Origin of the sequence: Kribbella sp. NPDC048928 (assembly GCF_043197975.1) — a bacterium.
Taxonomy (GTDB): Bacteria; Actinomycetota; Actinomycetes; order Propionibacteriales; family Kribbellaceae; genus Kribbella.
In genome coordinates this window covers 1-15,118 of record NZ_JBICUC010000004.1, presented here as the reverse complement: position 1 = coordinate 15,118, position 15,118 = coordinate 1, and the positions used below count along the sequence as shown (strand labels likewise).

Here is a 15,118-nt window from a genome sequence, read left to right as displayed (position 1 = left end):
GCTGCCCGCTCCAGGCTCTGTAGTGATCACGACCTCTATTCAAAATCTCGTAGTGTCTGCTACGGTGGGGCTTCATCCCGTCCGAATCGGAGGTCCGAGTGATGCGAGACACTGCCGAGACCGTGCTGGCCCTGCTGCCCACGGACGTCCAGTACGGCGACATCCGAGTGGTCCGGCGGACGCACGAGCAGGTCCTGGTCGAACTCGACGGTCCGGGTGAGGTCGGGTACGACGACTCGCTCGGACTCGGGCTCCGGGTGCTGATCGGCGGCCACTGGGGTTTCGCAGCCACCTACCGGCTCGACCCCGACGGCCTCGACAGCGTGATCGCGCAGGCGGTCGGCCAGGCCCGCGCCGCCGGTGGTGCCGGCCGCGTGGCGCTCGGGGATCCGGTCACGACGCGGGCGACCTGGTCGTCGCCGCTGCGGATCGACCCGTTCGAGGTGCCGCTGTCGACCAAGCTCGACCTGCTCTCGGCCACCGTCAAGGAGGCGTCGACCGCCGGTCCGCTGGTCCAGCAGATCGAGGCGTCGATCGACCTCTACCGCGACGAGAAGGTGTTCGCGAACACCGAGGGCGCACTGATCGAGCAGACCCTGACCGAGAGCGGCGGTGGTCTGATGGTGAACGCCGGCAACGGTGACGACCTGCAACGGCGGTCGTTCCCGCAAGGCGTCCCACGGCAGATCCGGGGCCAGCGGGGAGACTTCAGCACCGCAGGCTGGGAGCACGTCGAATCGCTCGGCCTGGTGGAGAACGCGGCCCGCGTCGCGTCCGAGGCGGTCGCGCTGCTGACCGCGCCACAGTGCCCGGACGAGGTCACCACACTCATTGCCGGTGGCAACCAACTGGCGATGGTCCTGCACGAGTGCGCCGGCCACCCGATGGAGGCCGACCGGGCGCTCGGCACCGAGGCCAGCCTGGCCGGCGGAACATACGCGACGCCGGAGCGGCGCGGCAACTTCCGCTGGGGTTCGCCGATCGTCTCCGCGTACGCCGATGCCACCATCCCCGGCGGGCTGGGCTCCTTCGGGTACGACGACGAGGGCATCCCGGCGCAGCGCACCCAGCTGGTCAAGGACGGCATCTTCCAGGGCTACATGTCGGGCCGCGAATCGGCCGCGGCGCTCGGCGATCGTCCGACCGGCGCGTCCCGCGCGGACGGGTGGCAGCGGCTGCCGCTGGTACGGATGACCAACATCTGCCTGGAGCCGGGGGAGTCGTCGCTGGACGAGATGATCGCCGGTACCAAGCGCGGCATCCTGGTCGACACCAACCGCGGCTTCTCGATCGACGACCAGCGGATGTCGTTCCGCTTCACCACCGAGCTCGGCTGGGAGATCCGCGACGGCAAGGTCGGCCGGCTGCTGAAGAACTGTAGCTACCAGAGCGTCACCCCGCAGTTCTGGGCCAGTCTGGACGCGCTCGGGGGTCCGGACGAGTGGAAGTTGCACGGCGTCCCGTCGTGCAACAAGGGCGAGCCGCTGCAGGTGGCTCATGTCGGTCACGGCACCGTGCCGGGACGTTTCCAGAATGTGCAGGTGGGGCGATGAGCATCGAGCGGACAGACATCGAGCAGGCGCTGCAGATCCTCGGGCGGGGTACCCGCCTCGACGTGCTCGGCGAGAATGCCGAACTGCTCCGGTACGCCGAGTCCGAGATCACCGCCCAGCACAGCGAACGCCGGCTCCGTGTCCGCGTGAAGGTGAACCGCGACGGCCGGACCGCCGGCGGAACGCTGGAGACCTTGGACCGGGACGCTGTACAGGCTCTCGCCGACCGTCTTGGCGCGGCCTTCGCCGACCTGCCGGCTCCGGCCAACGGTGAGTCCGAGACCGCGCCTTCGGACCCGGTGCCCGAGTTCGAGCAGTTCGTGGTCGAGCCGGCGAGGTCCATCGTGGACGGCGATCCGGACGTACGGCATCAGTGGTTCACGACGGTGCGCGACGGGCTCGACGAGTCCGCCCGCCTCGGCGGTGCGATCCGGTACGACGTACTGGATCGGGTGGTCGCGGACTCGGCCGGCCTGTTCCGGTCCGAGACGTTGACCAAGGCATCGATCCAGGCGATCGCCAAGCAGGACGGGCAATCCGCGAGTGTCAAGCTCGTGCATCGCGACGCCGATCTGATCCCGGTCGCGGAGATCCCCGGCCGGCTGCGGGAGGCGTTGCGTCCGCTGCCGGTACGGGAACCGTTCCGCGGCACCTGCCGGGTGCTGCTCAAGCCGTCGGCGGTGAACACCCTGATCGCGACCTTCGGCCACTGGGCCCTTGGCGCGGAGCACTACGCGAGTGGACGCTCGGCGCTGGCCGGGCGGATCGGGCAGCAGGTGGTGAGCGAGCAGCTCACGCTGGTCGACGACGCCACCAACGAGGCCGGCCTGCTCAGCGGGTTCGATGCTGAGGGCAACGTTCGGCGGCGGACCACGCTGATCGATCGAGGTGTGCTCACCGGCGTGGTCTCCGATCGCCGGCGGGCCGAGCTGACCGGTGGTGTGCCGACCGGTCATGCGGTGCCGGACGGCTCACGGTTCGGTGGCGATCCGGTGCCGTCGCACCTGCTGCTCGACGCCGGTGACACCACCGACGACGAGTTGCTCACCGGCTGCGGCAGTGGTCTGGTGGTCAATCGGCTCGACTATCTGCGGGTCCAGCACCCGAAGCAGACGTTGGTCACCGGGACCACCCGGGACGCCACCTACTGGGCCGAGGACGGCAAGATCGTCGCCTGGCACCCGCAGTTGCGCTTCACCTTCCGGATGGACGAGGTGCTGAACTCCGTCCTCGCGGTCGGAGCGGCCCGGGAGATCGGCGACCAGACGTTCATGGACAGCGTGGTCGTCCCGGCGTTGCTGATCGACGCCGGACCATTCGTCCTCACCTGACCCGACGGAGGCACGGTGAAGCAGGGTGAGCGTACGCCGAGCATGCAGGAGGATCCGCCGTACGTCGACGTACTGGCGGCGGCCCGGCTGTTGAAGGCCCGGTACGGGATCAACGCCGGGGTGTCCGAACTGCGCAGTGAGCGGGACCGGAACTTCCTCGCCGAGGCCGAGGCGGACGGACGGCGACTCGTGGTCAAGGTGTCGAACACCGGCGACGACGCGAACCAGATCGCGATGGAGTGCGCCGCGATGGAGCACGTCGCCACCGTTGACCCGGACCTGCCGATCCCACGCATCGTTCCCAGTACGACCGGCGGGCCCGTCACCACGGTCCAGGCTGCGGACGGTCGTTCGCATCTGGTGCGGGTGATCACCGCGCTGCCGGGCGAAGTGGCCGACCTGACCGCGCTGCCGGGTTGGTTCGCGGCGGAGTTCGGTTCGATCACCGCGCGGCTGACCCGTGCGCTCCAGGGCTTCGGGCACCCGGCTGCGTACCGCAGGCTCGACTGGGACCCGCGCCACGTGACGGACCTGCGCCCGTACGCCGACGAACTGCCGGACGAACGGCGACGTGCTCCGATGCACCGCCTGCTCGATCGCTTCGCCGGTCTGGAGGAAGCGACCCGCAAGCTCCCGGCGTCCGCCCTGCACGGCGACGTGACGTTGAGCAATCTGCTGTTGCAGGACGGCGGCATCACCGGCGTCATCGACTTCGGCGACCTGCACCACACCGCGCGGGTCGCTGAGCTCGCGATCAGTCTGACCTCCCTGCTCCGCGAGTCCGACGACCTTTGGGCGGATGCCGGCCGCTTCCTCGACGGCTATCAGCGCGTACTTCCGTTGGAGCCGGCCGAGGTTGCGCTGATCGGTGAGCTCGTCCTGGCCCGGTCTGCCGCCAGCGTGCTGATCTCGGCGTGGCGTGCACCGCTCTATCCGGACAACGAGGAGTACCTGACCAGTCTGGTCGCCGGCAGCTGGCAGATCCTCGACCAGCTCACCGAAGTCGATCGGACCGAGCTCGCCGACCGCTTCCACCGCCTCTGCGGCACCTCGCGCGTCGCCACCGCCCCGGACCCGACTCTGCTCGTACGGCGCAGGTCCGCACTCGGTGGTGAGCTGTCTCCGCTGTTCTACCGCCAACCGTTGCAGGTCGTCCGCGCGGAAGGTCCATGGGTGTACACGGCCGACGGCCGGCGGTATCTCGATGCCTACAACAACGTTCCCGTCGTCGGGCACACGCATCCGGCCGTCGTGCAGGCCATTTCGCGGCAGGCTGCCGTACTGAATCTGAACTCGCGGTACCTGCACGGGAATGTCGTCGAGCTCGCGGAGCGGCTGGTCGCGTCGATGCCGGACGGGCTGGACACGTGCGTGTTCGTCAATTCCGGGAGTGAGGCCAACGATCTGGCGTGGCGGATGGCGCGGGTCGTGACCGGGCGGGGCGGTGTGGTCGCCGCGGACCTGTCGTACCACGGGGTCAGCGAGGCAACCGCTGCCTTCTCGACCAACACGTATCCGGCGTCGGCGCGCCCGTCCCACGTCGCGGTCTTCGAGGCCCCGCGGAACGTTGCCGATGACGGTGCCGCCGCCGTTGCTCGAGTCCAGGCCGCTCGTGACGAGTTGCAGCGGGCCGGGCACGACCTAGCGTTGCTCGCGGTGGACAGTGTGTTCAGCAGCGCGGGGATTCTGACGCCGCGGGACGACTTCATGTGCGGGTTGCTGGACGCGACGCACGCGGCCGGCGGACTGTTCCTCGCCGACGAGGTGCAGGCCGGCTTCGGACGTGGTGGGCGGAACCTGTGGCGGTTCCAGGACTTCGCGCTGACGCCGGACTTCGTCACACTCGGCAAGCCGATGGGGAACGGGCATCCGGTCGCGGCCTTGATCACCCGGCACGAGATCGCCCAGGCGTTCACGGAGCTGGACGAGTACTTCAGCACCTTCGGCGGCAATCCGGTCTCCTGTGCCGCGGCGCTCACTGTGCTGGACGTGATCGAACAGACCGGACTGGTCGCGCGTTCCGGCGAGGTCGGCGCGGAGTTGCGCGCCGGGCTGCGGGCGCTCGTGCCGGACCTGCCGGTACGTGGTCAAGGACTGATGGTCGGGGTGGAGCTGCCCGGCGCGGCAGACTTCGCGGAACGGTTGCGGGACAACGGCGTACTGGTCGGCACGACCGGGCCGGGCGGGGGAGTGCTGAAGATCCGGCCGCCGCTGATCTGGACGTCTGCGGAGGTGGAGCACTTCTTGTCGGCGTTCCAACGGGCGATCGGTTAGTTCGTTCCAACGGGCGATCGGTTAGCTACTGTTGGGCACGTGCGTGAACTGGTTGTGCTGGGCACCGGCAGTCAGGTCCCGTCCCGGGAACGCACCCAGAACGGGTACTTCCTGCGGTGGGACAACGAGGGGTTCCTGTTCGATCCGGGGGAGGGGACCCAGCGGCAGATGATCTTCGCCGGTCTCGCGGCCGGCGCGATCACCCGGCTGTGCGTGACCCATTTCCACGGCGACCACTGCCTCGGGGTGCCGGGCGTGGTGCAGCGGCTGTCGCTCGATGACGTACCGCATCCGGTGCACGCGCACTACCCGGCGTCCGGGCAGACGTACTTCACCCGCCTGCGGTACGCCGCGTCGTTCTTCGAACGCGCCGAGCTGCTCGAGGAGCCGGTCGAGGAGGACGGGCTGCTGTCGGTCGGGTCGTTCGGGCAGCTGTGGGCACGCCGGCTGGAGCATCCGATCGAGTCGTTCGGGTACCAGCTGATCGAGCCGGACGGCCGCCGGATGCTGCCGGACAAGCTGGCGGAGTACGGCGTGACGGGACCCGCCGCCGGGCGGCTGCAGCGGGCCGGGTCGCTCGAGGTGGACGGCCGGACGGTCCGGTTGGAGGACGTCAGTGAGGTACGGCGTGGGCAGCGGTTCGCGTTCGTGATGGACACGCGACTGTGCGAGAACGTCCTGCGTCTCGCAGAGAACGCGGACCTGCTGGTGATCGAGTCGACGTACCTCTCGTCGGAGGCCGAGCTGGCCCGGCGCTTCGGTCATCTGACCGCCCGCCAGGCGGCGCGGGTGGCGGCCGAGTGCGGCGTACGGAAGCTGGTCCTCACGCACTTCTCCCAGCGGTACCTGGAGCCGGAGCGTTTCGCGGAGGAAGCGGCGGCGGAGTTCTCCGGCGAGATCGTGGTCGCCTCCGATCTCGCGCGGACGCCGGTTCCGCCGCGTCGTTAGCGCCGGAGGCGAACAATGCGTGACCGACGCGCGAACAAGGCTGCACCCGGGCGGCGGCAGGATTAGCATTGCCCGCGAATGTAAACCGCCGATCTCCAGGAGCGATCTCTCGTGCGCACGCCCCGTCCGCTACCGACGGTTGTCGCGCTCGTGGTGCTGGCTGCGGCCGCGTCGGTGACTGTGTGGCGGCCCTGGGAAGGTTCGGCCGACGCGGCCGGTGGGCCTGCCGGGATCAGCGTCTCGCGCAGCCAGTGCGGACAGGGCTGGACCGACGCGCGGACCGGCCGGCAGACGCTGACCGTGCACAACACCGGCGACGCTCCCGCTGAGGTCGATCTGGTCGATGTCGGCAGCAACAAGGTGTACGGCGAGGTCGAGGGCCTGGGGCCCAACACCAGTGCCGCGATGGCCGTACAACTCGGCGCCGGCCGGTACGCGATCCGCTGCCTGATCGAGGACACCGACGTCATCACCGGACCGACGGTCACGGTGACCGGCGACGGGCAGGACGGCCCTGCGGTGGTCCCCGTCACGAAGAACGACATGCTGCCGCTGGTGAAGAAGTACGAGGCGAGCGTCGCTCGCGGTGTCGCGGACCTGGCGGTCAAGACGGACAAGCTGCGCGCCGATGTCGACGCCGGCAACCTGGACACTGCGCGGACCGACTGGCTGGCGGCGCATCTCGCGTACAACTCGCTCGGCGCCGCGTACGACGCGTTCGGGGACTTCGCCGACAAGATCGACGGGTCGGCCGGCTTCCACCCGTTGGAGAAAGGCCTGTGGCACAAGGGTTCCGCGGCCGCTCTGAAGCCGATCGCGGACCAGTTGGCAGTCGACGTCCACGGGCTGCAGAAGGATCTGCCCAACGAACAGGTCGATCCGAACGATCTGGGCCTGCGCGCCCACGAGATCATGGAGAACGCCCTGCAGTTCGAGCTCACCGGCGAGAACGACCAAGGCAGCGGTACGTCGCTGAACACCGCGCTGGCGAACCTGAACGGGACGGCGAACGTGCTGGCCATCCTCGACCCGGTGCTGAAGCCCCGGTACGCCGACCTGCCTGCGGTGCAGAAGTGGGAGGACCGCGTACGCGCCCTCTTGACCGCGCATCAGAACACCCCGGTCGGACAGCTCGATCGCACCACGTCCGAACAACTCGACGGGGCGGTCGGCGAGCTCCTCGAGAAGCTCGCCCCGGTCGCCACCATCTGCGAAGTTCGGAGGGCCGGATGACGGTGCACATGCCGCGACTCCGTCGCGGCGGGTCATGGGGCTGGAACTCCCGGTCTTCCCTCGTCGCTCCAGTCGCTTCGCTCCCTGCGCTCCTCAGTTCAGACCGGGAGGCCCCATGACCGGCGTGGATCGTCGGTCGTTCCTTCGCGGGACGCTGGCAGGTGCTGGCGCGGCGGCGGTGACCGGGTTCTCGGTGACGGCGGACGCGGCGACCAGGCCCGACGGGGCGCCGGCTTCGGTGGCGTTCCACGGCGTACACCAGGCCGGCATCGTCACCGATCAGCAGAAGCAGGCGATCTTCGCGTCGTTCGACGTGATCGCCGTGGACAAGTCCGAGCTCACCGACCTGTTCAAGACCTTGACCGACAGGGCGCGGCTGCTCACGACCGGCGGTGCCCTGCCGCCCTTGGGCATCACGGCCCCGCCGGCCGACTCCGGCGTACTCGGACCGGACATGCCCGGCGACGACCTGACCGTCACCGTCGGCGTCGGGGCGTCCCTGTTCGATGATCGGTACGGCCTGAAGGATCGCAAGCCCGCCAAGTTGACGCCGATGAAGGAGTTCCCGAACGACAGCCTCGACGAGAGCCTGTGCCACGGGGACCTGAGCCTGCAGTTGTGCGCATCCGAGACCGACGTCGTGCTGCACGCGCTGCGCGACCTCGCCCGGCACACCCGCGGCGGGATGCAGTTGCGCTGGCGGGTCGACGGCTTCCAGAGTCCGCCGCGACCGGCTGGTACGCCGCGCAACCTGATGGGCTTCAAGGACGGCACCGTGAAGCCGGCATCGGCCGACTACGACAAGCTCGTCTGGGTCGGTCGGGGCAACGGCGAGCCGGCCTGGACCGAGGGCGGCAGCTACCAAGTACTGCGGCAGATCCGGATGCTGGTCGAATTCTGGGACCGTGTGTCGGTGCAGGAGCAGGAGAACATGTTCGGTCGCCGCCGCGACACCGGAGCACCGCTGGACGGCAGCAGCGAGACCGACATCCCGCACTACGGCGACGATCCGACCGGCGGAGCGATCCCGCTGACCAGTCATATCCGCCGGGCCAACCCGCGGACCGCCGACACCGCGGCCAGCCAGTTCCTGCGCCGCGGCTACAACTACGACAAAGGCACCGACTCGGTCGGTGACCTGGACATGGGCCTGCTGTTCTGCTGCTACCAGCAGGACATCGCCCGGCAGTTCGAAGCCGTACAGACCAGGCTGGCCGACGAACCCCTCGTCGACTACATCCGGCCGGTCGGTGGCGGCTATTTCTTCACGCTTCCCGGTGTACGGGACGGCAACGACCACTTCGGCCGGTCGTTGCTCGCATGAGTTACCCAGAAGGAGAAGGCATGCGTGCAAGACTCGCTGTCGCCGCCACGGCCGCGACGGGCCTGTTGCTGGCCGCCTGCGCCGCGCCCGGCGACAACACTCATCAGGTCACCGATGCCGCCGCGACCTACGCGGTGGCCGACCCCGCCAACTGGCATCAGGCGGTCCGCCCGACCACGCCGATCCAGCACGTGGTGGTGATCTTCGGCGAGAACATCTCGTTCGACCACTACTTCGGTGTGTACCCGAACGCGACCAACGCCGACGGTACGCCGTTCACGCCGGCCCGGCACACGCCGAAGGTGAACGGTCTCTCGAAGCAGTTGCTGACGAACAACCCGAACGCGTACAACCCGAAGCGGCTGGCGCCGTCGCAGGCTCTGACCTGCGACCAGAACCACGGCTACAGCGCGGAACAGAAGGCCGTCAACGCCGGCAAGATGGACAAGTTCGTCGAGAACACCGAGACCGACAAGTGCACCGGCCAACCGGTGCTGTTCGGTGAGCCGGGCCTGGTGATGGACTACTTCGACGGCAACACCGTCACCGCGATGTGGAACTACGCGCAGCACTACTCGCTGAGCGACAACTCGTTCGACTCGGTGTACGGCCCGTCCAGCCCCGGTGCCATCAACCTGATTTCCGGCCAGACCCATGGCATCCAGGCCTACGACCCGAAGACGGGCGAGCCGACCACCGACGCCTACGTCGTGCAGTCGCCGGACGCGAACGGGATCGGCACGATGACCAACGACCCCGACCCGTTCTATGACGACTGCTCGAACAACAACGGCAAGTCCTCGAACAACCTGGGCGTGATGCACGGGCAGAACATCGGCGACCTGCTGAACAAGCGGAACGTCAGTTGGGGCTGGTTCCAGGGTGGCTTCAAGCCGACCGGCTCCGCCAACGGCAAGGCGGTCTGCGGTACGCAGCACGCCAACGTCGGGGGCCAGGCCTCAACCGACTACAGCCCACACCACGAGCCGTTCATGTACTACAAGTCGACGGCGAACCCAAAGCACCTGCCGCCTTCGTCGGTGCAGGCGATCGGTCACACCGACCAGGCCAACCACCAGTACGACACCTCGGACTTCGACGCGGCGCTGGCGGCACACAACCTGCCGGCGGTCAGCTTCCTGAAGGCCGGCTCGTATCAGGACGGCCACGCCGGCTACTCCGACCCGCTGGACGAGCAGGCGTTCGTCGTCAAGGAGATCAACGCACTGCAGAAGTCGCCGGAGTGGAAGTCCACCGCGGTCGTCCTGGCCTACGACGACTCCGACGGCTGGTACGACCACGTGAAGGCACCGGTGGTCAACGGCTCGCACGACGCGACCCTGGACCAGGCGGCGCTGTGCGGCACCAAGCCTGCCGCCGGCGGCTACGCCGACCGGTGCGGCTACGGTCCGCGCCTGCCGCTGATGGTCGTGTCGCCGTACGCGAAGACGAACCACGTCGACCACGCGCTGACCGACCAGACCTCGGTACTGAAGTTCATCGAGGACAACTGGCGGACCGGCCGGATCGGCGACCACTCGTTCGACGAGCGGGCCGGCAGCCTGAACAGCATGTTCAGCTGGCGATCGCACCCGAACACCAAGCCGCTGATCCTGGACCCGAAGACCGGGGCCGCGGTCGGCAAGCACTGATCTGGTTCAAGCACTGAGCTAGCTGATGCCCTGATCGGCGAGAAAGTCGTCGATCAGGGCATTCACCTCTTTCGGGGACTCGAGCGCGGCCAGGTGCGCCGACTGCTCCAGTACGACGAAGCGCGCACCCGGGATCGCGTCGGCCATCTCCTCGGTCTCCGTGACCGGGAACGTCTTGTCCTCGCCGCCGGCGACCACGAGCACCGGCGTACGGATCTTGCTGAACAACGCTCTTTGGTCAGGACGGCGCGGGACAACGCTCGTGACCGCGTGCATCCCCGATCGAACGTCCACCTCGGCGGCCAGGTCGTTGACCGTGGCAACCACTTCGGGCTTGTCCCGTTTCGCAGTGGGACCGAGGAACGCGTCCCGGACCGGCCCTTTGAGCGGTCCACGGATCCCACCCAGCAGCCGGGCTGCCTGGACGAGGATCCCATACTCCGCCTTCTGCCTGAGCCCGGCCGGTGCTGCCGTCGCATTCATCAGTACGGCGATGCCGGTGCGCTCCGGGTGCAGGGCAGCGAACGTACCGCCGATCATCCCGCCCCAGCTGTTGCCGATCACATGCACCTTGTCGATCTGCAGGTCGTCGAGGATGTGTTCCACGACCTGGGCGCACTGCTCGAACGTGAACGATTGGTCGAGCGCCTCACTGCCGCCGTGTCCGGGCGGGTCGACCAGGATCACCTGGAAGCGGCCGGCGAAGTGCGCGGCCTGCGCGGACCAGAGCGTGCCGTCCATCAGCAGGCTCGGCCAGAACAGCATCGCGGGCCCCGTCCCGTCGACGCGCAGGCGGATCCTTCCGAGCACGGTGCCGACGTACCGATCCTGCATGCTCGAAACGGTACCGGTCAGGGCGCTGGGATCGCGGCTGCCAGGCGCGTCGTCAGTTCGCGGATCGCGTCGATCAGTTCCGGCGGCTCCTGGACCTCGAACGGGAGGCCCAGTACGCCCAGGTACAGGGCGAGTTGGGCGAGCTCGTTCGCGCCGGTCTCGACGAGCGTCGTCGTGTCGTCGATCGCGGTCACGGACGCGACGTTCGGCCCGTACCGGTCGGCGACCTGCTCGGCGGGGGCGTGAACCACGATGCGGGTCTGGTAGCGGTAGCCGCCGTACGCGACGCCACGGTTCGTGGTGGCGAGGTCCGGTATTTCGCGCGGGGTGAACCGCGGGCCGGTCGGGATCCGGGGCTGGAGGCGGTCGACGCGGAACGTACGCCAGTCGTCGCGGTCGAGGTCCCACGCGACCAGGTACCACCGTCGGCCGGTGTGCACGAGGCGATGCGGCTCGGTCGTCCGCGTGGTCGACGTACCGTCGTGATTGCGGTAGTCGAAACGCAGTTGGTGATGGTCGCGGCAGACCGCCGCGACGGCAAGCAGTACGTCGGGTTGCACGCTCGGCCCGCCGGCGGGGGTGACGGCGACCTGCTGGAGCAGCTCGATGCGGTACCTCAGGCGGGACGGGAGGACCTGTTCCAGCTTGGTGAGTGCGCGCATCGATGCCTCTTCGGTGCCGGCGACGGTCTCGTTCGCGGCGGCGCGCAGTCCGATCGCGACGGCGACCGCCTCGTCGTCGTCGAGCAGCAGCGGCGGCAGCGCGGCACCGGCGCCGAGGCGGTAGCCGGCCACACCAGGCGCGGCGTCGACCGGGTAGCCGAGATTGCGCAGCTTGTCGACGTCCCGCCGTACGGTCCGGATCCCGACGCCGAGCTCCGCGGCCAAGGCGTTGCCGCTCCACTCCTTGGGTTGCTGCAGGAGGCTGAGCAGCTTGAGCAGTCGTGCGGACGTCTCGATCATGTGCTCAGTTTGCCAGTTGGTTAGGACCGAAGCTGTCCTAAGTGGATGTCAGAGTGGAGTCATGATCAAGCCGTTCAGCATCGACATCCCGCAGAGCACCCTCGACGACCTCGCCGCTCGGTTGGCGAACGTCCGCTTCCCCGCACCGCTGCCCGGCGACGAGTGGGACACCGGCGTTCCGGTGTCCTGGCTGTCGTCGCTGGTCGAGTACTGGCGCACCTCGTACGACTGGCGCGCGGCCGAGAAGGAGCTGAACTCGTACCCGCAGTTCACCGCAGAGATCGAGGGCCAGCAGATCCACTTCCTGCACGTACGGTCCGCCGAGCCGGATGCGCTGCCGCTGCTGCTGACGCACGGGTGGCCGGGGTCGATCGTCGAGTTCCTTGACCTGATCGGGCCGCTCACGGATCCGGTCGCCTTCGGTGGGCAGGCTGCGGACGCGTTCCATGTGGTGATTCCGGCGCTGCCCGGGTTCGGGTTCTCGGGGCCGACGGCAGACGGCGACTGGACGTTCCCGCGGATCGGTCGGGTGTGGGCCGCGTTGATGGCCGAGCTTGGTTACGATCGGTACGGCGTGCAGGGTGGCGACCTCGGTGGCTCGGTGTCGCCCGAGGTGGGGCGGGCCGCTCCGGCGCACGTCGTCGGCGTCCACACGAACGGCGGGACGAACCTGCCGCCGTTGCAGCTCTCCGACGAGGAGCTGCAGACGCTGACGCCGCTGGAGCAGGACAAGATGGCGCGGATCGCGCAGTTCATGAAGGACGAGTTCGGCTACATCTCGATCCAGTCCACGCGGCCGCAGACGCTGGCGTACGGGCTGGTCGACTCGCCGGTCGCGCAACTCGCCTGGATCATGGACAAGTTCAAGGCCTGGACCTGGCCGTCGGCCGAGTTGCCTGAGGCAATTATCAGCAAGGACCGGCTGCTCACCAACGTGATGATGTACTGGCTCACCGGGACCGGTGGGTCGGCCGCGTACATCGGGTACGCCCAGCCGCGGTCCTGGGCGCCGCCGCCCAGCTCCGGGGTGCCGACGGCGGTCCTTGCCACGGCTCACGATGTAGCCATCCGCCGGTACTGCGAACCCTCCAACAACATCACGCGCTGGACGGACCTTGCTGAGGGTGGTCACTTCGCGGCGCTGGAGATCCCGGAGGCGCTGGTGGCAGACGTCCGCGACTTCTTCCACACGCTCCGGGGCTGATTCTCAGGTGATTCATTGGTTGGGCCGATCTAGTTCTCAGTCTGGCGCGCTCTACTCGTAGCAGAGGGAATTTGCCGAGGAGGGCGACAGCAATGAACGAGAGCGCTGGACCGGGACCGTACAACGGTGGGCAGGCGCCGCACGGCGAGCAGGCAGCCGGCGGGTACAGCCCGTATCCGCAGTATCAACCAGGGCCGCAGTACCAGCCTGGGCCGGGTGGGCCGCAGTACCCGAACGGGCCGCAGTTTCCGTTCGCGCAGCAGGAGCCGCCGAAGAAGCGGCGCGGTCGCCGGCTGCTCGGTGCCGGTGCGCTCGGGCTGGCTGCGGCGCTGGTCGCGGGTTCGGTTGCCTGGGGCATCGGTCAGCGCACCGCCGGGAACAACTCGGAGCTGTCGCAGAAGGCGTTCGACGCATCGTCCGTAGCGGCGAAGATATCGCCCGGGCTGGTCGACGTGAACACCGTCCTCGGGTACGAGAACGCCCGGGCCGCCGGTACCGGGATCGTGCTCACCTCCGACGGCGAGGTGCTCACCAACCACCACGTCATCGAGGGCGCGACGTCGATCACCGTCACCGACATCGGCAACGGGAAGACGTACAGCGCGAGCGTCGTCGGGTACGACGAGGCGCACGACATCGCCGTACTCAAACTGAAGGACGCGTCCGGACTGCAGACCGCCAAGACCGGCAACTCCGACCAGGTGAAACTCGGCGACCAGGTCGTCGGGGTCGGCAACGCAGGCGGCACCGGCGGAACGCCGAGCTACGCCGCCGGCAAGGTGACCGGGCTGAACCAGTCCATCACCGCGACCGACCAGAACGGCCAGGACCCCGAGAACCTGACCAACCTGATCGAGACCGACGCCAACATCCAGGCCGGCGACTCCGGCGGCCCCCTGGTGAACGCGAACGGCGAAGTGGTCGGCGTCGACGTAGCCGGCAACGGCGGCAGCAACGGCGGCCAGGGCCGCCCCGGCCAGACCGCCCAGTCGACAGCCCAGTCAACAGCCCAGTCAACAGCCCAAGCCGCCACCGCAATCCTCGCCGCCTGGGGCGATGGCGACGGCACCGGCTTCCCCTTCGACAACAACAACGGCCAAGGAAACGCGAACGGGAACGGGAACGGGAACGGCCAGGGCAATGGCAACGGCGACGGATCCGGCAACGGAAACGGCTACTGGAACGGCCAGGGCGACGGATCCGGGAACGGGTACGGCGACGGCCAGGGCAACGGCAACGGCTACGGGAACGGCAACGGATCCGGCGAGGGCAACGGAAACGGCAACGGCTCTGAGAACGGCAACGGGAACGGGTCGGGTGTGACGACCGAGGGGTATGCGATCCCGATCAACCAGGCGCTCGACATCGCCAAGCAGATCGAGAACGGCAAGTCGTCCGACACCGTACACATCGGCGACTCGGCAATGCTCGGAATCTCGGTAGCAACCACCCCCGGCACCACCGGCGCAGTAGTCGGCGACGTGGTCGCGAACGGTCACGCAGACGACGCCGGCATCACAGCCGGCGACCTGATCACCTCGTTCGCAGGGCACGCGGTCGACTCACCTGACACCCTCTCCACCCTCCTCAACAAACAACACCCCGGCGACAAGGTAGAAGTCGGCTGGACCGACCAATCCGGCCAGTCCCACAAAGCCACCATCCAACTAATCACCGGCCCAGTCCGCTAACCACCCCACCCCACACCCAACCCACCCCACCCCCCACCCCACCCCACCCCACCCCCCACCCCACCCCAACCCACCCCCCACACCCCAACCGACCCACCCCCCGGGCCCGACG

The 15,118-nt window shown here is 68.5% G+C and carries 11 protein-coding genes; 9 read left to right on the top strand and 2 right to left on the bottom strand.

Annotated elements, in window-relative coordinates; all coding sequences use genetic code 11:
• The first annotated feature begins 101 nt into the window (after positions 1 to 101).
• The 7 genes from ACGFI6_RS17955 to ACGFI6_RS17925 all read left to right on the top strand — a co-directional run bounded on the left by ACGFI6_RS17955 (position 102) and on the right by ACGFI6_RS17925 (position 10,315).
• Entirely contained in the window at positions 102 to 1,553 is a 1,452-nt protein-coding gene (locus ACGFI6_RS17955; RefSeq protein ID WP_393119788.1) for a TldD/PmbA family protein, read from the top strand.
• Positions 1,550 to 2,884 carry a TldD/PmbA family protein gene (locus tag ACGFI6_RS17950; protein WP_393119787.1) on the top strand — a complete coding sequence of 445 codons (1,335 nt, stop codon included), beginning with the start codon at positions 1,550 to 1,552 and terminating at the stop codon, positions 2,882 to 2,884. Before ACGFI6_RS17955 ends, ACGFI6_RS17950 begins: the two co-directional genes overlap by 4 nt.
• Positions 2,885 to 2,899: 15 nt before the next feature.
• Entirely contained in the window at positions 2,900 to 5,158 is a 2,259-nt protein-coding gene (locus ACGFI6_RS17945) for an aminotransferase class III-fold pyridoxal phosphate-dependent enzyme (RefSeq protein ID WP_393119786.1), read from the top strand.
• 39 nt (positions 5,159 to 5,197) lie between these two features.
• Complete coding sequence (locus ACGFI6_RS17940; RefSeq protein ID WP_393119784.1) at positions 5,198 to 6,106, top strand: ribonuclease Z; 909 nt, start codon at positions 5,198 to 5,200, stop codon at positions 6,104 to 6,106.
• Positions 6,107 to 6,217: 111 nt separating this feature from the next.
• Positions 6,218 to 7,339: an EfeM/EfeO family lipoprotein gene (locus ACGFI6_RS17935; RefSeq protein ID WP_393119782.1), complete on the top strand. Its 1,122-nt coding sequence runs from the start codon at positions 6,218 to 6,220 to the stop codon at positions 7,337 to 7,339.
• 115 nt (positions 7,340 to 7,454) lie between these two features.
• Positions 7,455 to 8,663, top strand: coding sequence for an iron uptake transporter deferrochelatase/peroxidase subunit (efeB, locus tag ACGFI6_RS17930; RefSeq protein WP_393119780.1), 1,209 nt, complete (start codon positions 7,455 to 7,457; stop codon positions 8,661 to 8,663).
• A 20-nt stretch (positions 8,664 to 8,683) separates the two neighbouring features.
• Positions 8,684 to 10,315 (top strand): phospholipase C, encoded by a 1,632-nt coding sequence (locus tag ACGFI6_RS17925; RefSeq protein WP_393119779.1) that lies wholly within the window; start codon positions 8,684 to 8,686, stop codon positions 10,313 to 10,315.
• Positions 10,316 to 10,333: 18 nt separating this feature from the next.
• On the opposite strand, the gene ACGFI6_RS17920 is transcribed toward ACGFI6_RS17925, so the two are convergent.
• Both ACGFI6_RS17920 and ACGFI6_RS17915 read right to left on the bottom strand, forming a co-directional pair.
• On the bottom strand, positions 10,334 to 11,149 hold the full coding sequence (locus ACGFI6_RS17920) for an alpha/beta fold hydrolase (RefSeq protein ID WP_393119777.1): 816 nt from the start codon (positions 11,147 to 11,149) through the stop codon (positions 10,334 to 10,336).
• A 17-nt stretch (positions 11,150 to 11,166) separates the two neighbouring features.
• A complete protein-coding gene (locus ACGFI6_RS17915) occupies positions 11,167 to 12,111 on the bottom strand; it encodes a helix-turn-helix transcriptional regulator (RefSeq protein ID WP_393119775.1) in 945 nt (314 codons plus the stop codon).
• 61 nt (positions 12,112 to 12,172) lie between these two features.
• On the opposite strand from ACGFI6_RS17915, the gene ACGFI6_RS17910 reads away from it, so the two are divergent.
• Entirely contained in the window at positions 12,173 to 13,315 is a 1,143-nt protein-coding gene (locus ACGFI6_RS17910; protein ID WP_393119774.1) for an epoxide hydrolase family protein, read from the top strand.
• A gap of 92 nt (positions 13,316 to 13,407) precedes the next feature.
• Positions 13,408 to 15,006 (top strand): S1C family serine protease, encoded by a 1,599-nt coding sequence (locus ACGFI6_RS17905; protein ID WP_393119772.1) that lies wholly within the window; start codon positions 13,408 to 13,410, stop codon positions 15,004 to 15,006.
• The last annotated feature ends 112 nt before the right edge of the window (positions 15,007 to 15,118 follow it).

Coding starts and splice junctions, on each gene's coding strand:
- ACGFI6_RS17950 (WP_393119787.1), top strand. CDS start 1,550: ATGAGCATCGAGCGGACAGACATCGAGCAGGCGCTGCAGATCCTCGGG.
- ACGFI6_RS17925 (WP_393119779.1), top strand. CDS start 8,684: ATGCGTGCAAGACTCGCTGTCGCCGCCACGGCCGCGACGGGCCTGTTG.
- ACGFI6_RS17920 (WP_393119777.1), bottom strand. CDS start 11,149: ATGCAGGATCGGTACGTCGGCACCGTGCTCGGAAGGATCCGCCTGCGC.
- ACGFI6_RS17955 (WP_393119788.1), top strand. CDS start 102: ATGCGAGACACTGCCGAGACCGTGCTGGCCCTGCTGCCCACGGACGTC.
- ACGFI6_RS17905 (WP_393119772.1), top strand. CDS start 13,408: ATGAACGAGAGCGCTGGACCGGGACCGTACAACGGTGGGCAGGCGCCG.
- efeB (WP_393119780.1), top strand. CDS start 7,455: ATGACCGGCGTGGATCGTCGGTCGTTCCTTCGCGGGACGCTGGCAGGT.
- ACGFI6_RS17915 (WP_393119775.1), bottom strand. CDS start 12,111: ATGATCGAGACGTCCGCACGACTGCTCAAGCTGCTCAGCCTCCTGCAG.
- ACGFI6_RS17910 (WP_393119774.1), top strand. CDS start 12,173: ATGATCAAGCCGTTCAGCATCGACATCCCGCAGAGCACCCTCGACGAC.